The 23,175-nt window shown below is 57.8% G+C and carries 21 protein-coding genes and 1 rRNA gene; 18 read left to right on the forward strand and 4 right to left on the reverse strand.

What is annotated here, in order from left to right:
• Positions 1-91 (forward strand): 5S ribosomal RNA (gene rrf / locus ACTQZF_RS07900); the annotation flags it as partial.
• A 112-nt stretch (positions 92-203) separates the two neighbouring features.
• On the opposite strand, the gene ACTQZF_RS07905 is transcribed toward rrf, so the two are convergent.
• Entirely contained in the window at positions 204-674 is a 471-nt protein-coding gene (locus tag ACTQZF_RS07905) for a hypothetical protein (RefSeq protein ID WP_441554983.1), read from the reverse strand.
• A gap of 273 nt (positions 675-947) precedes the next feature.
• Between ACTQZF_RS07905 and ACTQZF_RS07910 the strand changes: the two genes are divergently transcribed.
• On the forward strand, positions 948-1,379 hold the full coding sequence (locus ACTQZF_RS07910; RefSeq protein WP_427728790.1) for an Hsp20 family protein: 432 nt from the start codon (positions 948-950) through the stop codon (positions 1,377-1,379).
• A gap of 80 nt (positions 1,380-1,459) precedes the next feature.
• On the opposite strand, the gene ACTQZF_RS07915 is transcribed toward ACTQZF_RS07910, so the two are convergent.
• Entirely contained in the window at positions 1,460-2,269 is an 810-nt protein-coding gene (locus ACTQZF_RS07915) for an MBL fold metallo-hydrolase (RefSeq protein ID WP_441554984.1), read from the reverse strand.
• Positions 2,270-2,317: 48 nt separating this feature from the next.
• On the opposite strand from ACTQZF_RS07915, the gene tilS reads away from it, so the two are divergent.
• The 5 genes from tilS to ACTQZF_RS07940 all read left to right on the forward strand — a co-directional run bounded on the left by tilS (position 2,318) and on the right by ACTQZF_RS07940 (position 9,053).
• Complete coding sequence (tilS, locus tag ACTQZF_RS07920; RefSeq protein ID WP_441554985.1) at positions 2,318-3,856, forward strand: tRNA lysidine(34) synthetase TilS; 1,539 nt, start codon at positions 2,318-2,320, stop codon at positions 3,854-3,856.
• A 148-nt stretch (positions 3,857-4,004) separates the two neighbouring features.
• Positions 4,005-4,553, forward strand: coding sequence for a hypoxanthine phosphoribosyltransferase (gene hpt, locus ACTQZF_RS07925; protein WP_154517754.1), 549 nt, complete (start codon positions 4,005-4,007; stop codon positions 4,551-4,553).
• 1 nt (position 4,554) lies between these two features.
• Positions 4,555-6,702 carry an ATP-dependent zinc metalloprotease FtsH gene (gene ftsH, locus ACTQZF_RS07930; protein ID WP_441554986.1) on the forward strand — a complete coding sequence of 716 codons (2,148 nt, stop codon included), beginning with the start codon at positions 4,555-4,557 and terminating at the stop codon, positions 6,700-6,702.
• Between the two features lie 179 nt (positions 6,703-6,881).
• Positions 6,882-8,066, forward strand: a complete 1,185-nt coding sequence (locus ACTQZF_RS07935; RefSeq protein WP_441554987.1) for a pyridoxal phosphate-dependent aminotransferase — start codon at positions 6,882-6,884, stop codon at positions 8,064-8,066.
• A 165-nt stretch (positions 8,067-8,231) separates the two neighbouring features.
• On the forward strand, positions 8,232-9,053 hold the full coding sequence (locus ACTQZF_RS07940; RefSeq protein ID WP_441554988.1) for a phosphatase: 822 nt from the start codon (positions 8,232-8,234) through the stop codon (positions 9,051-9,053).
• Positions 9,054-9,116: 63 nt separating this feature from the next.
• Here ACTQZF_RS07940 and rlmD read toward each other — a convergent pair whose 3' ends face one another.
• Positions 9,117-10,565 carry a 23S rRNA (uracil(1939)-C(5))-methyltransferase RlmD gene (gene rlmD / locus ACTQZF_RS07945; RefSeq protein WP_441554989.1) on the reverse strand — a complete coding sequence of 483 codons (1,449 nt, stop codon included), beginning with the start codon at positions 10,563-10,565 and terminating at the stop codon, positions 9,117-9,119.
• Between the two features lie 338 nt (positions 10,566-10,903).
• Between rlmD and ACTQZF_RS07950 the strand changes: the two genes are divergently transcribed.
• From ACTQZF_RS07950 to ACTQZF_RS07965, 4 genes are all read left to right on the forward strand, one after another.
• Positions 10,904-11,764: a transporter substrate-binding domain-containing protein gene (locus tag ACTQZF_RS07950; RefSeq protein ID WP_441554990.1), complete on the forward strand. Its 861-nt coding sequence runs from the start codon at positions 10,904-10,906 to the stop codon at positions 11,762-11,764.
• Positions 11,765-11,902: 138 nt separating this feature from the next.
• A complete protein-coding gene (locus tag ACTQZF_RS07955) occupies positions 11,903-12,556 on the forward strand; it encodes an amino acid ABC transporter permease (RefSeq protein WP_441554991.1) in 654 nt (217 codons plus the stop codon).
• 53 nt (positions 12,557-12,609) lie between these two features.
• Positions 12,610-13,359 (forward strand): amino acid ABC transporter ATP-binding protein, encoded by a 750-nt coding sequence (locus ACTQZF_RS07960; RefSeq protein ID WP_441554992.1) that lies wholly within the window; start codon positions 12,610-12,612, stop codon positions 13,357-13,359.
• 297 nt (positions 13,360-13,656) lie between these two features.
• Positions 13,657-15,732, forward strand: a complete 2,076-nt coding sequence (locus ACTQZF_RS07965) for an elongation factor G (protein WP_154517778.1) — start codon at positions 13,657-13,659, stop codon at positions 15,730-15,732.
• Between the two features lie 129 nt (positions 15,733-15,861).
• Here the strand turns inward: ACTQZF_RS07965 and ACTQZF_RS07970 are convergent, their stop codons facing one another.
• Complete coding sequence (locus tag ACTQZF_RS07970) at positions 15,862-16,845, reverse strand: DNA/RNA non-specific endonuclease (protein WP_441554993.1); 984 nt, start codon at positions 16,843-16,845, stop codon at positions 15,862-15,864.
• A gap of 413 nt (positions 16,846-17,258) precedes the next feature.
• Between ACTQZF_RS07970 and ACTQZF_RS07975 the strand changes: the two genes are divergently transcribed.
• The 7 genes from ACTQZF_RS07975 to ACTQZF_RS08005 all read left to right on the forward strand — a co-directional run bounded on the left by ACTQZF_RS07975 (position 17,259) and on the right by ACTQZF_RS08005 (position 23,099).
• Positions 17,259-18,110 carry a class II fructose-bisphosphate aldolase gene (locus ACTQZF_RS07975; protein WP_118094350.1) on the forward strand — a complete coding sequence of 284 codons (852 nt, stop codon included), beginning with the start codon at positions 17,259-17,261 and terminating at the stop codon, positions 18,108-18,110.
• 15 nt (positions 18,111-18,125) lie between these two features.
• Positions 18,126-18,575 carry a PTS sugar transporter subunit IIA gene (locus tag ACTQZF_RS07980; protein WP_441554994.1) on the forward strand — a complete coding sequence of 150 codons (450 nt, stop codon included), beginning with the start codon at positions 18,126-18,128 and terminating at the stop codon, positions 18,573-18,575.
• A gap of 89 nt (positions 18,576-18,664) precedes the next feature.
• Positions 18,665-18,964, forward strand: a complete 300-nt coding sequence (locus tag ACTQZF_RS07985; RefSeq protein WP_117734930.1) for a PTS sugar transporter subunit IIB — start codon at positions 18,665-18,667, stop codon at positions 18,962-18,964.
• Between the two features lie 55 nt (positions 18,965-19,019).
• Positions 19,020-20,327, forward strand: coding sequence for a PTS ascorbate transporter subunit IIC (locus ACTQZF_RS07990; protein WP_441554995.1), 1,308 nt, complete (start codon positions 19,020-19,022; stop codon positions 20,325-20,327).
• Between the two features lie 116 nt (positions 20,328-20,443).
• Entirely contained in the window at positions 20,444-20,836 is a 393-nt protein-coding gene (locus ACTQZF_RS07995; protein WP_441554996.1) for a hypothetical protein, read from the forward strand.
• A gap of 26 nt (positions 20,837-20,862) precedes the next feature.
• Positions 20,863-22,167 carry a deoxyribose-phosphate aldolase gene (deoC, locus tag ACTQZF_RS08000; protein WP_441554997.1) on the forward strand — a complete coding sequence of 435 codons (1,305 nt, stop codon included), beginning with the start codon at positions 20,863-20,865 and terminating at the stop codon, positions 22,165-22,167.
• A 194-nt stretch (positions 22,168-22,361) separates the two neighbouring features.
• On the forward strand, positions 22,362-23,099 hold the full coding sequence (locus ACTQZF_RS08005; protein WP_441554998.1) for a GntR family transcriptional regulator: 738 nt from the start codon (positions 22,362-22,364) through the stop codon (positions 23,097-23,099).
• Positions 23,100-23,175: the final 76 nt, after the last annotated feature.

Here is a 23,175-nt window from a genome sequence, read left to right on the forward strand (position 1 = left end):
CGCCCGGTCCCGTTCCGAACCCGGAAGCTAAGCCCCATCGCGCCGAGAGTACTGCGGGGCCAGCCCGTGGGAGGCCAGGGCGCCGCTGACCGGTGGACGGCACCGAGCCGTACGCTTGGACTGAGAAGGGGGAGGCCTAGCGGCCTCCCCCTTTTTCGTTTGGGCGTTGTAAACTTAAAGCCCCTACGGCTTAATTGTCTTTTCTATTTGAAGAAAATAAAACGAATGACCAGTGCGATTGCCGCGATGGCAATGATCAAGAGTGCGATTTGGAGCCGGTGCTGTTTGCGTCGTCTGCAAGACGATATAAATATCGATTTTCCTTGCTTCGGCGTCTCTAAATAGCGGGCAGAATGCGTTAGGGTCTGCTTAGGGCGAGGCTCTCTTCGTTGTTGCTTAGCGGGTGTTCGGGCCTGCTCCTGGTTGCATGCGCTGTTTTTGGATAAGGGGGCATCTTTGAGATACGCCGATTCGCTCGGGGCGACGCCCATGTGTTTGCGACGTGATTGAGATTCTTCAAGGGTTTGATAACGATTGCGAGTTACATATTCAGGCTCTGTATCGTCAATAGGCTCTTGGGAAATATGGGGACGATGGTAGCGTATGGTCTGCGGATAGGTTGATTTATCGTTCTGCATCTGATCATACGAATTGTCGGAGGCTTGATCGTCCATGATGCCCTTAGGTTGTCATTAATATTGTGTATACGCTCATTGTAAGCCCCAGCTTTGTTTAGCTAGGGCACATTGGTATTTAAGGCACGGTTCAAAGAACCTTGACCTCATTAAACCTTAGTCACACAGACTTAGATATGCTTATAGATAGAGACTCAAAAAACTTTATATCAAAATGTATATATAAGAAATGGATGGGCATATATTAAAGCGTCAAAAGAAGTCCCTGCCACCTAGAAGATGGCTCGGCAGTCCCTTAAAGGAGTGGTAGTCATGGCAAGCATGGTTCCTTATCGTTCGGTTTTTGGTGTTCGTCCCTCTGCTAGCTCGTTGTTCGATCTGTTTGATGATATGACCGATCTGGCAAACAACTCGATCGCCTCCAAGGCGTTTCCCGTTGATGTTGAGGACAAGGGCGACGGTTACGAGGTCAAGGCTTATTTGACCGGCGTCGCGAAGGACGACATCGACGTTGAGCTCAATGAGGGTCGTCTTTCCATTAGCGTGAATGTTGAGGAGAGCGAAGAGAACAAGGACAAGAACTACCTGCAGAAGGAGTTTTGCTCTTACAGCGCGACGCGCGGTGTGTACCTGAAGGATGCTTCGAGCGAGGGCCTTTCTGCAAAGTATGCTGACGGCATCCTTACCGTTACGGTTCCTAAGATTGTCGAGAAGAAGAACGTTACGAAGATTTTCATCGACTAACGTTATCGGCTATTAACATCGGTGCCTGAGTTAAGGGGGCTGGGAAGCGATTCCCGGCCCCCTTTTCTATTTGAGACAGCCTACTGAATGGTCATGGGCCGATATTGCCCGGCGGGACGTATTGTGAGTTTATGTGGCCCCTCAACGCGGGTGGCGGTGCTACCAAGCTCGTTGTCGAGTGTTGCCCCAAGTGAGCTTGCGTAGCTTTTGACGGTAAGGCTTGGGCGATTGTTGTCTTGGCTAATGTGCATCGCGATAAGCTGCTCGGTGCAATCGGTTACCAGCGCGCGTGCGGCATTGGCGGCCTGATCGTTGGAGAGATGCCCTTTTGCAGACAGGATGCGCTCCTGAAGAAAGCGAGGATAGTCTCCTTGACGCAGCATGGCTACATCGTGGTTGCTTTCGAGCGCGAGAATGCGACAGTCCCTGAGTGTATCGATGGCACGCTTCGACAACTCGCCGGTGTCGGTGGCAAAGCCAACCGAATCACCCTGGGCATCAAAACGGTAGCCGACAGGATTGACGACGTCGTGCGATGTCGAATACGTTTGAATGTGGACCCCGGCAATAGAGAGGGCGTCACCTGGGTCGAATTCCTCAACAGACAGATGTGCGAGGCTTTCCTTTGATGCGAGCGTGCCCCTGCTGGAAAAGACCGGTCCGTTCCAATGTTTACACCACACCTCAAGCCCCTTAATGTGGTCGCTGTGCTCATGGGTGACAACAAGGGCGGACACGTCGTCTGCCGAAAGGCCGAGCTCAGCCATGCGTTTGAGCGTTTCGCGGCGGGACAGTCCGTCATCGACCATAATGAGCCCCTGCGGGCCCTCGATGAGTGCGCAGTTGCCTTTAGAGCCGCTGCCGAGGATATGAAGGTGCAGGCGAGACATAAGATTCCAAAGGATACAATGAGTGCTGACGAATAGAGGAGGAAGCGAATGCCAACGGTATCACAGCATTACGGACACCATGCCGTACCCGGGGCAGTCGATGAGACCCGGACGAGGCAGCAGGCTGCTCCTGTGGTGCTCATGGTATCAGGCGGTGCGGACTCGACGGCACTGCTTCTTATGGCGTGCACATCAAAGCTGGATATCCAAGATGGACGCGGCGTTGCCCCCATTGCTCGCGAGCGCCTACATGTGCTTCATGTAAACCATCACCTGCGAGGCAAGGCGTCCGACGGCGACGAGGCCTTTGTGCGCGAGCTCTGCGCACAATATGGCTTGCCGCTGTGCGTGGAGCACGCCTATTTTGATGGGGAGTCGGGCAATATCGAGGCGGCTGCGCGCGAGGTGCGTTATGCCGCGGCGCGAAGGTATGTTCGCGAGCTTTGTGCCAAGATGGGGGCGCCGAGAACGGCGGCGCGCATCTGTACTGCCCATACCTCTTCAGACCGCGCGGAAACATTTTTGATGAACGCCATTAAGGGGTCGGGCCCTGCTGGGCTCTCGAGCATTCCCCGCCGAAGGAATATTGTGGTACGCCCCTTGCTCGACCTAACTCATGGCGAGCTTGTGGGCTATCTGCAGGTGCATGGTCAGCCGTGGCGCGAGGACGAGACCAACGAAGATATCTCGTATCTGCGAAACTACGTTCGCCACCGGGTAATGCCAGTGCTGGCGCAGCGTAATGCGAGCGTGTGCAAGACGATTGGTGCCGCCTGTGAGATCTTGGGTGATGAGGATGCGTTTCTATCCCAGTTGTCGGCACAGGCGTTTCGAAGCTGCCTGCGCAAAGAGGCAGCGGGCGCGCTGGTGCTCGATGCCAGACGCCTTGCTGCGGCCGAGGTGGTAATCGCGCGGCGCATCGTGCGACTGGCGATTAAACGCATCGATCCGGACGCTCGCCCAGAGATGCGCCATGTGGAGCGAGTCCTCTCCTGTGTTACCGAGGGTGCGGGTTCGGTTACGCTTCCGGCGGGGATTGACGCACGTGTTGAGTTTGGCATGCTGGCGTTTAAGGCGCCGGCGGCTCGTGAGGGCTTGGTTGCGGACTGGATTACCATACCCGGCCGTATGTCGTTGGGCGGGGGACGTATGCTGGTCACAGAAGCGATAGCCGTTGAGCCGGGATGCGATATCGTGCGCCGCGCCCGTGAGTTTGCGGCTGCTGGGGAAGTGGCAGCTTTGGTGGACGCGGCTGCCCTGGGTTTTGCCAACAGCGATAGCGAGCGGATCTTGGCGGGCACGCGCGGCGAGGTTCCTGCCGAGGGGCGATTGGCGCGCCTGTGGGTGGACGGTCCCGCACCGGGAGACGTGATGTGCCCGTTAGGCATGAGTGGCCGAAGCAAGAAGGTATCCGACTTGTTGTGCGAGGCTCGTATTCCCGTTTCCGAGCGCACCGGCGTGCCCATGGTAAGGACGGCACCGGGGGGTGTCGTGGTGTGGGTCGCCGGAGTTCGCGCGGACGAACGCTTTAAGTGCACGGCGGCGACGCGTGTGGCCTATCTGCTTCGCGTGGTTGACGCGGATTAGCCCCTCGCACCAGTTTTTCTGTGCGGCGTTGACGGTATTCCCGCGCTGATGGTGCACGGGCTGGAAAATATACCCCGTGCGCTGCTAGAATGTGTAGTTCGCGTCCATACGGCGGTGTGTGGGCGATTAAGCACAAGAAAGGGTTGTCATGGCTTCTCAACATCCGGATATCGAGAAGGTTCTGTTTACGCAGGAGGATATCGACGGTATCGTCTCTCGCCTGGGCGAGGAGATTACGCGCGACTACGCGGGTAAGGATCTGGTGCTGATTGCGGTCTTGCGCGGCGCTGTGGTCTTTATGGGCGACCTGATGCGCAAGATCGAGCTGCCGACCAATATCGATTTCATGGCCGTTTCGAGCTATGGCGACGGTGTGAAGTCCTCGGGCATCGTGCGTATCATTAAAGACCTTGATATCGATATCCGCGGTCGTGACGTGCTGATCGTTGAGGACATTCTGGACTCGGGCCTGACGCTCAAGTATCTGATGAAGAACCTTGAGAGCCGCAAGCCCGCTTCTCTGGAGGTCGCCGCCTTCCTGTGGAAGGACGTTGAGGACCGCATCTCGGCCATTACACCCAAGTATGTTGGAACCCATTGCCCCGATGCCTTTGTGGTGGGCTACGGCCTCGACTATGCCGAGCGCTATCGTAACCTTCCGTATCTGGGCATTTTGAAACCGGAGGTTTATTCGTAAGATGCCCGACGACCGTAACGACTACAATTCCCAGACACCCCGGGACCCTAAGATTCCGGGGATGCCCGGAGGCAAGAAACCCACACGTACGGGCTGGCTGTATTTTCTTTTGGCTTGCGCACTTCTGGGCTACGCCTTCTTTAATATGGGCTCCGGCTTTGCCAGCTCCAGCAATACCGTTAAGCTCGCGACGAGCGAGATGGTGAGCGCCATCAAGCAGGATCGCGTCGAAGATCTGACCTATACGGTTCAGGACGGAAGCGTGACGGGTCATTACTGGAAGGCGAAAAAGGACAAGGGCGACACGAGTGAGCTCAAGAGCTTTTCCTCGACCTATGTCGGCTCCGATTCGCTTGCCGAGCTCATGGCGGAGCATCCCGACACTAAGTACATCGTCAACACCAACGACCCCGATTTTTGGGGCGACTTGGCGATGAGCGTACTGCCGACGATTGCCCTGATCGCCATCATGTTCTACTTTATGCGCCAGATGATGGGCGCTAATAATAGGAACATGCAGTTTGGCAAGACCAACGCCAAGACCAACGAGGCTACGCGTCCCAAGGTCAAGTTCGAAGACGTTGCCGGCGTGGACGAGGCTGTTGAGGAGCTCGAAGAGATTCGCGATTTCTTGAGCGATCCGGACCGTTATCGCAAGCTGGGTGCCAAGATCCCGCGCGGCGTTTTGCTGGTGGGCCCTCCGGGTACCGGTAAGACGCTACTGGCCAAGGCCGTTGCCGGAGAGGCCGGTGTCCCGTTCTTTAGCATCTCGGGCTCTGACTTTGTCGAGATGTTCGTGGGCGTCGGCGCCAGCCGCGTGCGCGACCTCTTTAAGGAGGCCAAGTCTCAGGCTCCGTCGATCATCTTCATTGACGAGATCGATGCCGTGGGACGTCAGCGCGGAGCCGGTCTGGGCGGCGGTCACGACGAGCGCGAGCAGACGCTCAACCAGCTGCTGGTCGAAATGGACGGTTTTGAGGAAAGCGAATCGGTCATCCTGATCGCCGCGACCAACCGCCCCGATATTCTGGATCCGGCATTGCTGCGCCCCGGTCGTTTTGACCGCCAGGTTACGGTCGACCGCCCGGATGTGAAGGGGCGCGAGCAGATCTTGCGCGTGCATGCCGAGAACAAGCCAATGGATGAGGACGTTAAGTTTGAGAAGCTCGCCCAGATGACCGTTGGCTTTACCGGTGCCGATCTGGCAAACCTGCTCAACGAGTCCGCGCTGCTTGCCGCTCGCCGTCATCGCTCCGTGATCTCGATGGACGAGGTCGAAGAATCGATGGAGCGCGTGATTGCAGGACCGCAGCGCAAGGGGCGCGTGATGACCGAAGCCGAGCGCACCACGATTGCCTACCACGAGAGCGGTCATGCTCTGGTGGGTCATATCCTGGAGCACTCCGATCCGGTTCACAAGATTTCGATTGTCAGCCGCGGTCAGGCTCTGGGCTATACGCTGCAGCTTCCGCAGGAGGATCACTTCCTCAAGACCAAGAACGAGATGCTCGACGAGCTTGCCGTGTTCTTGGGCGGTCGCGTTGCCGAGGAGCTCATGTGCGATGACATTACATCGGGCGCGAGCAACGATCTGGAGCGCGCGACCAAGATGGCGCGCGAGATGGTTACGCGTTTGGGCATGAGCGAGGAGCTGGGCACGCAAGTGTTTGGCGAGGCGCAGCATCAGGTGTTCCTTGGTCGCGATTATGCCGATCACCAGGATTACTCCGAGGAGACGGCGCGCCGCATCGATATCGAGGTTCAGCGCATCATGCGTGAGGCCCATCGCCGTGCTGTTGAGATTTTGGATGCCCGTCGCGATCAGCTCGATCTGATGGCGAAGGTGCTGCTTGAGCGCGAGACCGTCGAAGGCGACGCCGTGAACGCCCTACTCGACAACGACTGGGATGCCTACCTTGAGCGCGAGGGCGACATTCTGGCAGCCAAGGAGGAGCGCAACGCCAAGGCGGGCGGCGTGCCGACCAAAAAGCGCGCGCCTCGTATGAGCGAGGAGGAGCTGGCAGCTGATGCCGCAGCTTTTGCGCAGGCGGCCATGCAGGAAGATGCCGAAGTCGCATCCGATAGCGCTGACGATGTCGAGGCTGCTGACACAAAAAAGGCCGATGGCGACACCGAGGCCGACGAGTAGTCTTTGTCGCGAGAGCCTCCGCGGGGAAACCTGCGGAGGCTTTTTCTTTTGAGCGATATGTTGATTGGGGACAGACTTAAATGAGCGTTTTCACGCATTTAAGTCTGTCCCCAATTAACATTGCTGCGGTACTTTGCTTGACTAAAGCGTACAATACCGCCTATGCGAAAGGGGAACAGATGATCAACGAAACCATGTTTGCTCGCGGCGCGGAAAGCTCTATCATCCGCGAGATCTTTAGCTATGGACTTGAACGCAAGGCACAGATCGGTGCGGAGAACGTATTCGATTTTTCGCTGGGCAACCCGAGTGTTCCGGCGCCCGCTGCCGTGGCGGAGTCCATCAAAAAGGCCTTGGAGCTGCCGAGCGACCAACTGCACGGATACACGCCCGCACCAGGCCTGCCGCAATGTCGTGTCGCTGTGGCCGAGTCGCTCAACCGTCGTTTTGGCACGAGCTATGAGGGTAAAGATGTCTTTATGACCGTGGGTGCGGCGGCTTCGCTCACCTGCACGCTCAACGCTGTTACCAACCCCGGTGAAGAGGTCATTGTTATCGCCCCGTACTTTCCGGAGTATCGCGTGTGGATTGAGAAGGCCGGCTGTACGTGTGTTGAGGCACCCGCCGATGAAGACACGTTTCAGTTGAGTGTGGGCAACGTGCTCAAGGCGATTACTGATAAGACGGCGGCCGTCATTATCGACTCGCCCAACAACCCGACCGGTGCCGTATATACGCGCGACACGCTGACACGACTGGCCAATGTTCTGCGCGAGGTCAATGCCAAGCGTGATCCCGAGAATCCGATTATGCTCATCTCGGATGAGCCGTACCGCGAGATCGTGTACGGTGCTGAGGTGCCCTGGGTACCCTCGATCTACGAGAACACCGTCGTGTGCTATTCGTATTCCAAGTCGCTCTCGCTGCCGGGTGAGCGTGTGGGCTGGATCTTGGTTCCCAACACCAATCCGCAGGCTGCTCGCCTTATGCCGGCCGTCGCCGGTGCCGCCCGTACACTGGGTTTTGTGTGCGCACCGGCGCTCTTCCAGCGCGTGATTATCGATTGCATCGATGAGCCGAGTGATGTCGAAGCCTATGCTCGCAACCGAACGGCGCTCACCGACGCATTGGCGGAGTGCGGCTACACCTACGTTGAGCCGGACGGCGCTTTCTATCTGTGGGTGAAGGCGCTCGAGCCCGACGCAAACGCTTTTTGCGAGCGTGCAAAGAAGTATGAGTTGCTCGCGGTGCCTTCGGATAGCTTTGGCATGCCGGGTTGGTTCCGCTTGGGTTATTGCGTGAGTTACGAAACGATTATCAATTCGCTACCCGCTTGGAAACAGCTGGCGGACGAGTATCGTTAAAAGCAGAGCGCTCTGCCTACAATGTTTTACGTGAAACGGGGTTTGGTGTTAAACCGGACCCCGTTGTCATGGACGTTGTGTCTTTGGGATGGAGCGGTTTTACGACTATCGAAGGCTATGCGTACAATGAATATACGCGACGGCCATACCGGATAAGGAGACCTGATGCCCTACCTGCTTTCCTGTGACATTCATACCCATACGATGTTCTCTGCGCATGCATATTCGACCATTGAGGAGAATGTGTACTGGGCGGCAGAGCGTGGCCTGCAGGTGCTTGGATCTGCCGACCATCTGAGCTCTATGGTTACGGCTTGTCCCAATGACCTGCGCAGTTACCAGTTCTTTATCAACCAGGATATATGGCCGCGCATTTGGAGCGGCGTGTTGGTGCTGCGTGGCGCCGAGGCCGATATCGTTTCGCTGGACGGAAGTCTGTTTGGCGAGGACACTCCTGTCACGCTCGATATTGCCGGCGATTCGTACAGCCGTCAGTATTCGCTGTTCGATCGGGTTACGCGTAATTTGGATTATTTGGTTGCAAGCGTGCATAATCCGCAGTTCGCTGAAGGCGCGACGCTGGCCCAGACGACCGAGATGTATATCAATGCTCTGGAGCACCCCAAGGTGTTTATGCTGGGGCATACGGGTCGATCGGGCGTGCCGTTCGATATCGACGAGGTGTTGCTTGCTGCTAAGGCCAAGCACAAGATCATCGAGATCAACAATCACAGTCTTGAGCATGGCGCGGATGCCGAGCATTGGGACGTGTGCCGCAAGATTGCCGAGCGGTGCGCCGAGCTGGGCGTGGGGATTGGCGTCTCGACCGATGCGCACATTGGTATGGCAATTGGTAAGCTCGACCAAGCGCGCAAGATGCTCGACGAGATTCACTTTCCGCTGGATTTGATCGTGACGCGCGACCGCGAGACGCTACTGCGCGAGATGGCGGCAGCCGGCGTGTGTGACCTGCGCAAGAGGATGTAGCGGAGTTCATAAACCAAGTAAGGGGGCGGCCCAGACGGGTCGCCCCCTTCTTGTGCCGGTGGATTAGCGGCGCTCGAGGACCGCTACAGTTTCGGTGTGGTCGGTATGGGGGAACATGTCGACGGGCGTGATCTTGAGCAGGCGATAGCCACCGCCGAGGAGCTGGTGCAGGTCACGCTCTTGGGTAACGGGATTGCAGCTGATATAGGTGATGCGGCGAGGTCTAAGCGCGCAGGCGGCTTCGAGGAACTCGGGGGTAGAGCCGGCACGCGGCGGATCGATGGAAAGGACGGTGACGCGCTCGTTGTTGTCGGCGGCATCTAGGATGTAGTCGGTGGCATCGTCGGCCATAAACCAGGCGCTGCGGGTAAGACCGTTGAGCTCGGCGTTGCGGCGTGCGTCGGCAATGCCCGCCGGGTTGCGCTCCACGCCAAGTAACATGATGCCGACGCCCTTGTTCTGAGCTTCTTTAGCTGCGCAAAGACCGATGGTGCCGCTGCCGCAGTAGGCATCCATGAGAACATCGCCCTGGTGCAGATCCATGCCGTCGATAGCGAGCTGGTAGAGCAGCTCGGTCTGCTGCGGGTTGGTCTGGTAGAACGCGGTGGGGGAGATATCGAACTCGCAGCCGAGTAGCTGGTCGCGCATGCATTCAGCGCCATACACGATGTGGGTTTCCTCACCCAGGATGGCGTTGCCAGGGCGTCCGTTGATGTTTTGGGCGACGGTAACGATGCGCGGATCGAGTGCGGCGATGGCCTCAAAGAATTCCTGCGCATGCGGCAGGTCGCGCTGGGCGGTAACGAGGGTGATCATGATCTGGTCGGTGCGCCAGCCGCAGCGAACGACGGCATAGCGAAGCAGGCCCAGATGCTTGTCCTCGTTAAAGGCGGGAATGTGCAGGCGCTCGGCCTCACGCGCAATGCCGTTAAGAATCTGACGGGCTCCCGGTGCCTCGACGGGGCATTCGGGAACAGCGACGATTCTGTGCGTGCCACGCTCAAAAAAGCCGCAGCGGACAGCGCCCCCTTTGCCGGGGGCAAAGGGAGTGGCGGCCTTATGGCGAAAACCACGCGGCGCAGGATATTTGCCCGGGTCGCCCAGAGTAACGTCCATACCGCGAATGGGATCGACGGTTATGCCCTCACGCTCGCAAAGAGCAGCAAAAAGTTCATCCATAGCAGCTTGCTTGGTCGCCAGCTGCTTCTTATAAGGCCTGTTGAGCGCCGTGCATCCACCGCAAGCTTTCATGATGGAACAAGGCGACTTGGGATCAACGGCCTTATGAGCGGACCGGGACGACTCATTATGCGAGCGCTTGGAACGAGCTTGAGGCGCCTTATCCTCGCCCCGACGAAAGCTGGGGCGCTTGGACTTAGCCTTGCCTTTGGCCGGCCTGCCCTTCGCATCCTGAGACGACTTGGATTTCTTGGAAGATTTTTTCTCCTCCGACCCCTCAGCCGCCTCGATCAAAGCACGACGAGCCTTACGCTCCGCACGAGATTCTGCCATCAATAACTCCACTAATTCATGAATTAAAGCTGCAAGTATTGTACCGTGCCAAGCCAGCAGACGATATGCAAGCGGTTTAATCGTGTCAGTGATAAGCCCAACGACGGTTGCCCGCCGCGTGAGGGGTGTGGGGGTTAAGTTTATCGCGAGTTCCGCACGAACAGGAGGCCACTTAATGTGGCCTCCGTCGTGAGCAGGACTGTAGAGCAGGAAACTTAACCCCCACACCCCTCACGCGGCGGGCAAACTCGCCTTGTGCTCTATCACGCTAAAGTGTATGATTCTGAACGTTACATGACTCACTTTACTTAGCTAAAGTGCCATCAAGGGGGAATACCATGAATACCGATATGTCTCGTCGTCAGTTTGTTGGTCTAGCCGGCTCGCTCGCCACGGTGCTTGGCCTTGGTCTTGTCGGCTGCGGCGGTGGTGCCGACAAGGGTTCCACTGCCGGCTCTGCCGCGGCAAAGGACGCCAAGGGCGCTGTGGAGTCTAAGAAGCTCGTGGTGGGCTTTGACAAGTCCTATCCTCCGTATGGCTTTGTGGGCGACGATGGCGAGTACACCGGCTTTGATCTCGATTTGGCCAAGGCAGTTGCCGATAAGCAGGGCTGGGAGGTCAAGTACGAGGCCATCGACTGGGACGCCAAGGATACGCTCCTCAACTCGGGCGCCATCAACTGCATCTGGAACGGCTTTACCATGGAGGGCCGCGAGGACGACTACACGTTCTCCGAGCCGTACATGCTCAATGAGCAGGTGCTGGTGGTCAAGAAGGATGCGGGCATCAAGAGTTGGGACGACCTTGCCGGCAAGACCGTGATTACCCAGATCGATTCTGCTGCCCAGGATGTGCTAGAGGGTGACCAGAAGGATCTGGCGGCGACGTTTGCCACGCTCGATACCATCGGCGAGTACAACACGGCTTTCATGCAGCTCGAGAGCGGCGCGGTCGATGCGGTGGCCTGCGACCTTTCGATCGCCCAGTATCAGCTTGCCGCCAAGCCCGATGCCTATACGCAACTTGACAAGCCGCTGTCCAGCGAGCACTACGCCGTTGGCTTTAAGAAGGGTGATACCAAGTCGGCCGACGCCGTGACCGAGTCGCTCAAGGCGCTCTATGAGGACGGTACAGTCAAGGACCTGTGCGACAAGTACGCGAGCTACGGTCTATCCTTCGACAACTGGGTTTTGAAATAGCCACAGCACCCAACCTTGCGGCTCCAACCCTCCTCGCGTACCAAAGTACGCTTCGTCGGGCTTGTCGCTCGCAATCTTGGGCACTGTGCCTATTTCAATTAACACCTGCTGTTCTGTTGCTGTGAAAGAGAGCTTGGGTTGTCTATTCAGGTCATGATGCAGATGCTTGGCCAGGGTTTCTTGGTCAGTTTGCAGTTGTTTGTGCTCACGCTGTTGGGCTCGATTCCCTTGGGAATTCCCGTGGCGTTCATGCGCATGAGCAAAATCGCGCCGCTGCGCTGGATTGCGCGCATCTACATTTCGGTCATGCGCGGTACGCCGCTCATGCTGCAGATGTTTGCCATCTACTTTGCTCCGTATTACGTCTTTGGTATTTCGCTCACGCCCGATTCCAAGTGGACAGCGTGCGTCGTGGCATTCATCATCAACTATGCCGGCTACTTTGCCGAGATCTATCGCTCGGGTTTGCAGTCTATCCCGCGTGGTCAATATGAGGCCGCCGAGGTGCTGGGTTACTCACACCTGCAGACGTTTTTGTACATTGTGATGCCGCAGGTCGCCAAGCGCATTTTGCCGGCGATGGGCAACGAAATCATCACGCTGGTCAAGGACACGTCGCTGGCGTTTGCCATCGGCGTGGGGGAGATGTTCTCGACGGCCAAGGCACTGGTTGCCTCGCAAGTGAGCATGGTGCCGTTTGCGATTGCGGCACTGATCTACTGGGTCTTTAACTTTGTGGTCGAGATGCTGCTGGGCGCCGCCGAAAAGCGACTTGACTACTACCACGACTAGCCTGTTCCGTCGTGCTTTTCAAACACATGGAGGTTCCCGTGTCCGGAACGGTAATGAATATAACGAGCGCGCGCAAGGCGTTTGGTGGCAATGAGGTGCTCAAGGATATCTCGCTCGAGGTAAAGCGCGGCGAGGTCGTGGCGATTATCGGACCTTCGGGCGGCGGTAAGTCAACGCTGTTGCGCTGCGCAACGCTGCTCGAGACGCTTGACGGCGGCTCGCTTTCGTTTGGTGATCTAGCCGTTGCGACGGATGCGGGATCGGGCACGGTGTATGCGAAAGGCGATGTGCCCAAGCAGGCGCGCTCGCGTTTTGGCCTGGTGTTTCAGAACTACAATTTGTTCCCGCACTTTACCGTGATGAAAAACATTACCGACGCTCCGATCCGCGTGCTCAAGCGCCCGCACGAGCAGGTCGAAGCACGTGCGCGTGAGTTGATCGCGCAGATGGGGCTTACGGGCAACGAGAACAAGGTGCCATGCGAGCTTTCGGGCGGTCAGCAGCAACGTGTGAGTATTGCGCGCGCCTTGGCGCTCGATCCAGAGATCTTGTTCTTCGATGAGCCGACCTCGGCGCTCGATCCCGAGCTAACGGCCGAGGTGCTGCGCGTCATTAAAGACCTCGCCGCGCAGAATATGACGATGGTGATCGTGACCCATGCGATGCAGTTTGCGCGCGATGTTGCCGATCGCGTGGTCTTTATGGACGGCGGTCGCATTGTCGAGGAGGGTCCTGCCGAGCAGGTTATCGGCCATCCGCGCGAACGGCGCACACGCGAGTTCCTGAGCCGTATCGAGGGATAGGCTCAAGTAGACATTGAGGCGAAACCGCTGCAGGTCTTATGGCCTGCGGCGGTTTTAATTTGCGCCGATGGGGCTTAATAACCGCCTCAGGCGTTTGCCCCCTCCTCTCGCCGCCCGTATTCATACGTGCGCCGAAAGGTGTGCATGGACAGTCGCCCACGAGGGTAGGGTGGTGGCATAGGACATTTGGAGGGTGAGCCGGATCGGCTGCCGACCATGCTGCTCCCGGGACGGCATCGACCGCGAACTCTCCCCGTTGGCGTCGCGCATTGCGCGCGGCCCTGCAAGGAGGTCATCATGGGTGCTCCCAAGACCGGTAATGTAAGGAACGTGGTGCTCGTAGGCCAAGGTGGGGTGGGCAAGACTTCACTCGCCGAGGCCATGCTCCACCTTTCCGGCAAGACCGCCCGCCTGGGCGGCCACGACGGCACCAAGCCCACGCTCGACTATGACCCCGAAGAGGTCAAGCGTGCGTTTTCCATCTCGACGACCATTGCGCCGATCGACTGGAAGGGTGCGCGCATCAATGTGCTCGATGCCCCGTGCTACCCCGATTTTATCGGCGACGCCTTTGCCGCGATGAGCGTCTGCGAGACGGCTCTGTTTGTGGTCGACGCCGAGGCCGGCCCGCAGCCTACGACGGTTAAGCTCTGGTATGCCGCCGAGGACCTGCGTCTGGCGCGTGCGGTGTTCGTAAACCGCCTGTCGCGCTCCGAGGCCAGCTTTGCGACCACGATGGACCTGCTGCAGGAGCGCTTTGGCACGCGCCTGGGCGCCGTGACCCTTCCCTGGGGCGAGGGAGAGGACTTTGACGGTATCATTGACCTGGTGCGCATGAAGGCGCGCCATTGCAACGGCGCCGAAGCCGTTGAGTCGGAGATTCCCGAGGAGTATCGTGCCCAGGCCGAGGAGGCCCATGACCATCTGTGCGAGCTGGTGTCCGAGGCTGACGACGAACTGATGATGAAGTACTTGGAAGGCGAGGAGACGCTGACGCAGGAGGAGCTTGAAGGCCTGCTGTCGAAGGCGATCGCCGAGCGCATCTTTGTGCCGGTCTTTGCGGGCGATTGCATTAAGGAGCAGGGCGTCAACTCGCTGATGGACGACATCGCCACGTACTTCCCGGCGCCGACGGACTACGGCGAGATGCCGCTCATCGACGGTGATTCGCTCAAGATCTCGAGCGACGATGACCGCCCGGTGGCGTTTGTGTTTAAGACCCTGGCCGATCCTCAGCAGGGTCGCATCAGCTTCATCAAGGTGCTGACGGGCACGCTTGAGCCGGGCCTTGAGCTGATCAACGCGCGCACCCGCAAGAGCGATCGTCTGGCTCACCTGTATGTGATGTGCGGCCGCGACATGACCGAGGTCGGTCACGCCTATGCCGGCGATATCATCGTGGCGCCCAAGCTGGCGGCCGAGACGGGCGATACGCTCTCGATTACCGGCAAGGTCGAGGCTGCGGCGTTTAAGTTCCCCAACTCGCAGTACCGCATCGCCATCGAGGCCGAGAATCGCGGCGACGAAGAGAAGCTCTACACGTTTATCGAGAAGGCATGCAAGGCCGATCCGACCATGAGCATCGACCGCGACGAGGAGACCGGCCAGACCATCATTTCGGCGGTGGGCGAGGCGCAGGTTTCGGTCCTGCTCAATCGTCTTGAGGACCGTACCAAGGTCGCGGCCAAGAGCGTGCCGATTCGCATCCCGTATCGCGAGACCATTCGCCGCACGGCAACTGCCCAGGGCCGCCACAAGAAGCAGACCGGCGGCGCCGGCCAGTATGGTGACTGCTGGCTGCGCGTAGAGCCGCTCATTGGGCCCGACGGTACGAGCGACGGCTATGAGTTTGTGGACGAGGTCGTAGGCGGCCGCATTCCGCGCTCGCTGATCCCTGCCGTGGACAAGGGCGTTCAGGAGACCATGAAGGACGGCATCATTGCCGGCTACCCGCTTACGGGCATTCGCGTGGCTGTGTACGACGGCTCGTATCACAGCGTCGATTCCAACGAGATGGCGTTCCGCGCGGCGGCTCGCATCGGCCTGCGCAAGGCATGCGCCGATGCCGACCCGGTGGTGCTGGAGCCCATCGAGGAAATCACGGTGACTATCCCCGAGAGCTACGCCGGCGCCGTGATGGGCGACATCTCGGCCTCGCGCGGTCGCGTGACGGGTATGGAGACCGATGAGCGCGGAGACACCGTGGTCATCGCTCAGGCGCCTCTCGCCGAGCTGACGGATTACTCGACGCGTCTGCGCTCCATCACGCGCGGCACGGGCGACTTTACCATGAAGCCTGCGGGCTATGAGCAGGTGCCTTATGACGTTCAGGCCAAGCTGGTCGAGCGCTATGAGGAGGGCCGTGCCAAGTAGCGTTGGGCGTTGCCTGTAACATACATGCCGATGCAAGGGCCGCTCTGGGCAATCCAGGGCGGCCCTTTTTGATCCCTGGGGGATGGAGGAAAACGGTTCATTTTAAGTTTTGGGGCAGCTTGGCCGGCCCTAGTCTCCCGAGGCCTGATTGCGGCCGGTAGCGTAGTCGATCTGCACATGCGGCTGCAGGTTGTAGCAGTACACGTGGAAGCACAGGGTCTTGCCGTGGTCCTCGACCGATTGCGCCTCAAGACGCACGCCACGGCAGACGAGTTCCTCTTCGTTGTACATGGGCGTGACACGGTAGAGCACATGGTTGCCCGTCTCGCGGATGTAGCCGAGAATCTGCTCCTCAAATGGCAGCATGCCCGTTTCGTTGAGATAACGCGTGCCGGTGAGGAGATTCTTGCGGTTGGCGTTTTCGCCGCAGAGCGACCAGGCGATGAGGTGACAGCGATTGTAGAGGCTCTGGCCCGGAATAAAGTCGTAGCGCTGCTGGCGCCATCCGGCGGGATGGATACGCGAGATATCGCCGCGCTCGCCTTGACCGAGCGATTCGGGGCCCACGCAAGCGAGCGCTTTGCGGGTGCGGCCCAGGCTGTCGAGCTTGGAGAACTTCTTAAAGCAGCCCTCTTCGGCGGCGCGCTCGTATTCATCGAGCGTGAATGATGGTGTGCCCAACGGGTGCGTGCTGTCGGCTCGCAGGGCAACATAGGGGTTACCCGCGTAGTCAGGAATGCTGCTGAGGTATACGCCGCGGGCGCGGTCGAGATTGGGGTTTTCGACCTCGTCGATGGGGGTGGCGGCGCTGTCCGCGGAAGCGTCATCACCGGTGTCGGGTGCGGAGGAATGTGGCTTGTCGCCAGAGTTCGGGCTGTTTTGGGAGTCTGTGGAGTTTGCCGTTCCCGATTCGAGTCGGGCAACCAGGTCTGCCTCGTCGTCGGTGCGGCTGGGACTCTCGTCTTGCTTCTCGGCCAGAGCCGCCGCCTGTTCATCACTTTGCGGCGAGAGCAGTCTGGGCGCCCCGTCGAGCGATCCCGTAAACAGCGCAAACCCCAGCACCACAGCGGTGCCGATAGAAAGTGCTTGCTTGTAGGCGGACTTGCGCGACATGGTGACTCCTGGACGGACGGTTGGGAGTCTACCAGTCTAGCAGGAGCCGCCGAGGGCCGTTCTATCGAACAAATACTTAAGATTTGGGACAAACGCTACGGATTCATTTGCCTCATATTTGACGTATGGCTAGATCGAGGTAGAACCGAGCCAATTGAGTTTGCATTCCGTTTTGGTTGAGAGCGGCTGGCAGCCAAGGGCATCCGCATGGGTTGCGGTGCCTTTTTTAGCGGGTAAACGGTCGAAAAATTCAGGTGAACGGTCAATACGGGGCATATCAAACGAAATATCATGCGGACAACCGAATATACGGACGTTTATGATAATCTAATTGTCGGTCAAGAACGGCGGCCGGTACCCCCTGTGCGGTCGCCACTTGATACATCCAGTGGAGACAACAGGAGGCAAACACTATGTACGTAACCCTGCGCGAAGTCCTGGCAGAGGCCAACCAGCTCAACATGGCCGTCGGTGCTTTTAACACCCATAACCTCGAGATGTGCCCGTCGATTATCCGCGTCGCGGCTCGCCTGCACACCCCCGTGATCATCCAGACCTCCGAGGGCACCGCCAGCTATGTCGGTCACCGCAACCTGGTTGCTGTGTGCAAGTCCATGGCCGAGGAGTATGGCGTGAACGTCGTTCTTCACCTCGACCACGCCAAGAACTTCGACGAGATCCGCAAGGCTCTCGAGGCCGGCTATAGCTCGGTAATGTTTGACGGCTCCGCGCTTCCCTTCAAGGAGAACATCCTTGGTACCAAACGCATCGTCGAGATGGCTCAGGCCCACGGCGCTTCTGTCGAGGCCGAGCTCGGCACCGTTGGCGGTACCGAGGACGGCGTCGCCGTTGCCGATGCCGATGTGCGCTACACCGATCCCGAGCAGGCTGTCGAGTTCATCGAGAAGACCGGCATCGACGCCCTTGCCGTCGCTATCGGTACCAACCATGGCCAGTACAAGTCCAAGACCAACATCTCCTTCGATCAGCTCGAGAAGATCCGTGATGCCGTGAACGGCTTCCCCCTGGTCATCCATGGCGGTACCGGTGTTAAGGACGAGGATGTCCGTCACGTCATCGACCTGGGTATCCGCAAGTTCAATGTTGGCACCGATTTGCTCGTCAACTGGAACAAGACCTCCAAGCAGTGCTATGACGAGCTCAAGGAGAACGCCTCCAACCGCAACATGGTTATGCCTGCTCAGAAGGCCGTCGAAGAGGTTGTCGAGCACCGCATCAGCCTGTTCAAGAATATCGTCGCTTAGGGGCGAGGCGCACCGATGCAGATTACGGAGATGCTCAAGCGCGAAAACGTTCGCCTTGTCGATTCTGTCGATTCCTGGCAGGACGCGATCAAGCTTGCAATCGCCCCGCTCAACGAGGGCGGCTACGTCGAGGATCGCTATGCGGATGAGATCATCCGCGCTACCAACGAGATGGGTCCCTACTACGTGCTCACCGAAGACGTCGCGCTGATTCACGGCCGTCCCGAGGACGGCTGCATTAAAGGTCAGCTTGCCGTGACGGTCCTGAAGAAGCCCGTTAGGTTCTCGGAAGACAGCTTCGATGTTCGTCTTTTGGTCGCGCTTGCGGCAGAGGATTCCAATTCACATATTGAGGCTATGCAGGTACTTGCTGGCATCTTTATGGATGAGGACAAGATTGCGCAGATCGTCGCTTCTGATGATGCCGACGAGATTTATCAGGCATTTACGGGTGCGGCGGCGTAAAACAGCGTCGCTTGGTGCGGGCGAGTCTATGTATTCGCCCGCATCTAACCCGAGGCGGGGCGCGTGCCCCAAAAGGAAAGGAAATGAACATGGTCAAGATTTTGTGCTGCTGCGGCAATGGTCTTGGAAGCAGCTTTGCCTGCCAGATGGCTATTGAGCAGGTTATGAAGAAGCTCGGGGTCCAGTGCAAGATGGACCACGACAGCGTTTCCAGCGCCGCGGGTGCCTCCAAGGGCTTTGACATGATTGTCGCTGCCGAGAACTTCAAGACGCAGATTGAGAGCTACAACACCGGTCTTCCCTGCGTGTTCCTTAAGCGTCTTGTCGATAAGAAGGAAATCGAGGAGAAATTGACTCCGGTGCTCAAGGAGATGGGCGTCCTAGAGTAAGAGTCTTTTCGCCTAGATTGATAGAAATGTACATGAGAAAAAAGGGGTGTACAACATGGCTGTTCTTGAGTTTATTATCAATAACATCCTGACGCAGGCCGCCGTTGTTATCGGCCTCGTCGCCTGCCTGGGCCTTGTGCTTCAGAAGAAGCCGGTCAACGACGTGCTGCTCGGCACGTTTAAGACGATGCTCGGCTTCCTTGTTCTGGCTGCCGGCTCGAGCGTCATGCAGGGCTCTCTTGCCTACTTTGGCGATATGTTCAACTCCGCCTTCGGCTTCAACGGCATGACCGCCGTCGTCGCTTCCATCGAGGGCATCAACGGTCAGGCAATGACCGACCTCGGCCTTGGTTCCGAGATCGCCATCTGCCTCGCTGGCATCTTCGTGGTGAACATCATTCTCGCTCGTTTCACCAAGTTTAAGTATGTGTTCCTGACTGGCCAGGCCCTTCTGTGGGAGTCCACGCTCTGCGTCGTGTTCGCCTTCTTCTGCGGTCTTCGCGGTGTCCCCCTGATCGTCGTCAGCTCTATCGTCGGTGGCGCCTTCGCTACCCTCATGCCTGCCTTCGCTCAGCCCGTTGTCCGCAAGATTACCGAGTCCGATGACATCGCCCTGGGTCACTTCTGCACCTTTGGCTATATGTTCACAGCCCTTATCGCAAGCATCACCAAGAAGCTCGCTGGCGGCAAGGAGTCCAAGTCCACCGAGGACCTCGAGATTCCGCAGTCCCTGTCCTTCCTCCAGGATACCTACGCTGCTGTCGGCCTGGTCATGATCATTTTCTACCTGGTCGTCGCTGCTTTCGCTGGTCCTGCTGCCGCTGCTGACTACTGCGGCGCCACCAACTTCATGGTCTACGCTTTCCTCCAGGCCATGCAGTTCGTCGTTGGTCTGTACGTCCTGCTCGCCGGCGTCCGCCTGCTGCTCGCCGAGCTCGTCCCCGCCTTCCAGGGCATCTCGATGAAGCTCGTCCCCGATGCGCGCCCCGCTCTGGACTGCCCTGTCCTGTTCACCTATGCCCCTAACGCCGTTATCTTCGGCTTTGTGTTCACCACGCTTGGCTCGCTGATCGGCATGGCCATCACCGGCTTCATGGGCACCCTCGTCATCCCTGGCGTTATGTCCAACTTCTTCGCTGGCGGCACTGCTGGTATCTTCGGTAACGCCATCGACGGTCGTCGCGGCGCCATCATCGGCTGCATCTTCCACGGCATCTTCATCATGATCCTGCCTGCGCTCCTGTCCCCGATGCTCGCTCAGATTGGCTTCGTGAACATGACCTGCACCGACGTCGACACCGTCGTCACCGGCTTCTTCTTCATGGCCATCAAGTCCATCCTCAGCGTCTTTGGTATCGCATAAGGATTCTTGTAGCGCCTGACGAAGGTCTAAGTCTTTCTTTAAGGGGGTTGTTCCTGTGCCTGGTCCCCGGCAGGGGAACAACCCCCTTCATTTATTACTGCTAGTGGAGGTTTCCAATGGGTTTGTTTGGATTTGGCAAGAAAAAGGGGAAGGTGGCCTCCGCTGCAGCCGAGACCGCACCCGTTCTCGATCGAGATGCCGTTCTCGACGCCGTTAAGGCAAAGCGTTCCGAGCTCGAGGGCAAGGAGGGCGTCGCTGCCGCAAACGTTCTAAACGAAATTGGCAAGCTTTATGCCGATGCCAACATGGTCGACGAGGCCGTTGAGGCATACGAGCAAAGCCTGGAAGTCAATCGCACGATGGGTAAGGCGTCTGCGGCACTGGTCAAGCTGTACAACAAGAAGCGTGCGGCTGCCGCCGAAGCGAAAGACGATGAGGCTATCAAGTATTACATGGACAAGGTTACCGAGATGCTTGCCATCTCCAAAGACCAGCTTCGTGGCAAATAATCGGGTAGTAAGAAGGGTTTCCTAGCATGGAAAAGACGCTGATTTTGCTTGCCGGACCTCCGGCTACGGGAAAAACCGATTTGGCAGATCGCATCAAGGCTCGCCATACATCCGAGAACTTTTTGAGTGTCTCGCTTGATGACGTTAAGGAAGAGTATTGGGATACGTACGGCTTTAACAATGCCGAGGAAAAGGCACAGGTTGATGCGAACGCTCTTCAGGAGTGGTTCCGTCGCCTCGATGCTGCCATGGCGGATGGGCCGCAGATTATGTGCGATTATCCGTTCTCTGCTAAGCAGCACGACAGGCTCGCCGAGCTGGCCGACAAGCACGGCTACCGTGTGCTCACGATTCGTCTTGTCGCCGATCCCGTTATGATCAGCAAGCGCTACCGTGCTCGCGATCTTAAGCCGACGCGTCATCTTGCGCACATTGTGACGCATTATCACAAGGGCGATGTGCTCGAGGATCGTAGCAAGGGCGATGACCTGGTCGATTTGGATACCCTTGTCGACCGCATCAAAAAACGCGGCTATGATACGTTTGAGCTAGGTCATACCATTGAGCTTGACGTGACCAATGTCGATACCGTTGACTATCCGGGCTTTTTGGCCAAGGTCGATGAGTATCTGGACGATCCTTCGTCGGTTGCCGCCATTGCCGCCAAGGCGGGGGCGGAGCTTACCGATGAGGACCTCTGCTCGCGCATCGACTATACATTGCTTAAGCCGACAGCGACTTGGGATCAGATTGATGCCATTTGTGCCGAGGCATTCGAGTACGGTTGTGCCAGCGTATGCATCCCGCCTTCGTATATCGCCCGTGCCCACAAGGCTTATCCCGATCTTGCGCTTACCACGGTCATCGCTTTCCCGCTTGGCTATATGACGAGCGCTGCGAAAGCCGCCGAAGCGGCCGATGCCTACGCCAACGGTGCCTCCGAAATCGATATGGTGATCGATCAGGGCATGGTCAAGGCTCGCGATTACCAGGCGATCGAGGACGATATTCGAGCCGTGCGCGAGGCCGTGCCCAATGCGACGCTCAAGGTCATTGTCGAAACGTGCTATCTGGCGCAGGAAACCAAAAAGCCAATCTGTCATGCCGTCGAGGCTGCCGGTGCAGACTTTATTAAGACGTCTACGGGCTTTGGCACGGCTGGTGCCCAGGTCGAGGATGTCTATCTGTTTGCTCAAGAGTTGGGCGGCCGTGTAAAGGTCAAGGCATCGGGCGGCGTACGCACGAAAGAAGATCTTGCGCTTATGTCGGGCGCTGGTGCCGATCGTATCGGCGCGAGTGCCAGCCCGCGCAAGCTTTTCGGCGCGCGCTAGAGGCAGCTTGGGGCATTCTTTGCATAAGGAATGCCCCAAGCTAGCGGTGAGTTGGTGAAGTATGCTCGGCTGGAATGAAATATGCTTAGGCAGGGTTATCGATGTGTGTCTTTTGATATTTTGTAGTTAACATTTATTAAAAGACAGCACCTGATGCCAAGGATTTAGAGAACTGTTCCAGATAGGGTGGGATGATGACCGAAACGTCTGAGCTCGATTTTAGCGGTAAGGAACAGCTGTACTATCAGCTGTACGATATCTTGTTCCAGGGAATTACGAGCGGTGCCTACAAGATTGGCGACTATATTCCCTCCGAAAGCGATCTTATGAAGCGCTATGACGTTTCGCGTGCAACGGCGCGCAAAGCGATGGAGCTGCTTTCTAATAATGGCTTGATTGAGAAGAAGCGTGGCCGCGGATCCGAGGTTATTGCCAACGTGCCACTTAGCTCGCCTAAGCGTGTCTCGAGCTATATCAAGAAGAATGTGGACGAGTTTGCAGTGCCGCAAAAACGCTTGATTGAGTCTGGCGTTGTAACCATGCCTCAGCACGTTGCCCACGAGCTGGGCTTGGCTGAGGGCGCAAAGGCCTTCTGCCTTCGCCGTGTGCGCGTGTCGGGCGATCGTCCGTTCTATCTGGAGACGATTTATTACGAAGACGGCTATGTCCCGCATATTGCGGAGCGCGACTTTTCCAAGGAATCGCTTCGCGCTTATCTCAATAACTCGTGCGATATTCGCTGGAGCCGTGTGAGCCAAAAGATTGGAGCTTGCGTTGCTACCGACGAGCAGGCCGAGCTATTGGGCATCAGCGTTGGTGCTCCGCTGCTCAACATCACGAGGGTTTCTCATGACCAGCAGAATGTGCCCCGTGAGTATGTGGAGTCGTTCTACCGCGCCGACCTCTACCGCCTCGAGATCGAACTCGATTAAGGGGCTCTCCGTTCCACTCTGATGCAGCGGCGCTTTTGACAAACAATTCAGTCCGTACATTTCTATATCATCATGT

Origin of the sequence: Collinsella sp. LCP19S3_H3 (genome assembly GCF_052119145.1) — a bacterium.
GTDB lineage: Bacteria > Actinomycetota > Coriobacteriia > Coriobacteriales > Coriobacteriaceae > Collinsella.

Coding starts and splice junctions, on each gene's coding strand:
- ACTQZF_RS07910 (WP_427728790.1), top strand. CDS start 948: ATGGCAAGCATGGTTCCTTATCGTTCGGTTTTTGGTGTTCGTCCCTCT.
- ACTQZF_RS07980 (WP_441554994.1), top strand. CDS start 18,126: ATGCAGATTACGGAGATGCTCAAGCGCGAAAACGTTCGCCTTGTCGAT.
- deoC (WP_441554997.1), top strand. CDS start 20,863: ATGGAAAAGACGCTGATTTTGCTTGCCGGACCTCCGGCTACGGGAAAA.
- ACTQZF_RS07975 (WP_118094350.1), top strand. CDS start 17,259: ATGTACGTAACCCTGCGCGAAGTCCTGGCAGAGGCCAACCAGCTCAAC.
- ACTQZF_RS07990 (WP_441554995.1), top strand. CDS start 19,020: ATGGCTGTTCTTGAGTTTATTATCAATAACATCCTGACGCAGGCCGCC.
- ACTQZF_RS07905 (WP_441554983.1), bottom strand. CDS start 674: ATGGACGATCAAGCCTCCGACAATTCGTATGATCAGATGCAGAACGAT.
- ACTQZF_RS07950 (WP_441554990.1), top strand. CDS start 10,904: ATGAATACCGATATGTCTCGTCGTCAGTTTGTTGGTCTAGCCGGCTCG.
- ACTQZF_RS07960 (WP_441554992.1), top strand. CDS start 12,610: ATGAATATAACGAGCGCGCGCAAGGCGTTTGGTGGCAATGAGGTGCTC.
- ACTQZF_RS07970 (WP_441554993.1), bottom strand. CDS start 16,845: ATGTCGCGCAAGTCCGCCTACAAGCAAGCACTTTCTATCGGCACCGCT.
- ACTQZF_RS07965 (WP_154517778.1), top strand. CDS start 13,657: ATGGGTGCTCCCAAGACCGGTAATGTAAGGAACGTGGTGCTCGTAGGC.
- ftsH (WP_441554986.1), top strand. CDS start 4,555: ATGCCCGACGACCGTAACGACTACAATTCCCAGACACCCCGGGACCCT.
- hpt (WP_154517754.1), top strand. CDS start 4,005: ATGGCTTCTCAACATCCGGATATCGAGAAGGTTCTGTTTACGCAGGAG.
- ACTQZF_RS07940 (WP_441554988.1), top strand. CDS start 8,232: ATGCCCTACCTGCTTTCCTGTGACATTCATACCCATACGATGTTCTCT.
- tilS (WP_441554985.1), top strand. CDS start 2,318: ATGCCAACGGTATCACAGCATTACGGACACCATGCCGTACCCGGGGCA.
- rlmD (WP_441554989.1), bottom strand. CDS start 10,565: ATGGCAGAATCTCGTGCGGAGCGTAAGGCTCGTCGTGCTTTGATCGAG.
- ACTQZF_RS07915 (WP_441554984.1), bottom strand. CDS start 2,269: ATGTCTCGCCTGCACCTTCATATCCTCGGCAGCGGCTCTAAAGGCAAC.
- ACTQZF_RS07985 (WP_117734930.1), top strand. CDS start 18,665: ATGGTCAAGATTTTGTGCTGCTGCGGCAATGGTCTTGGAAGCAGCTTT.
- ACTQZF_RS07995 (WP_441554996.1), top strand. CDS start 20,444: ATGGGTTTGTTTGGATTTGGCAAGAAAAAGGGGAAGGTGGCCTCCGCT.
- ACTQZF_RS08005 (WP_441554998.1), top strand. CDS start 22,362: ATGACCGAAACGTCTGAGCTCGATTTTAGCGGTAAGGAACAGCTGTAC.
- ACTQZF_RS07935 (WP_441554987.1), top strand. CDS start 6,882: ATGATCAACGAAACCATGTTTGCTCGCGGCGCGGAAAGCTCTATCATC.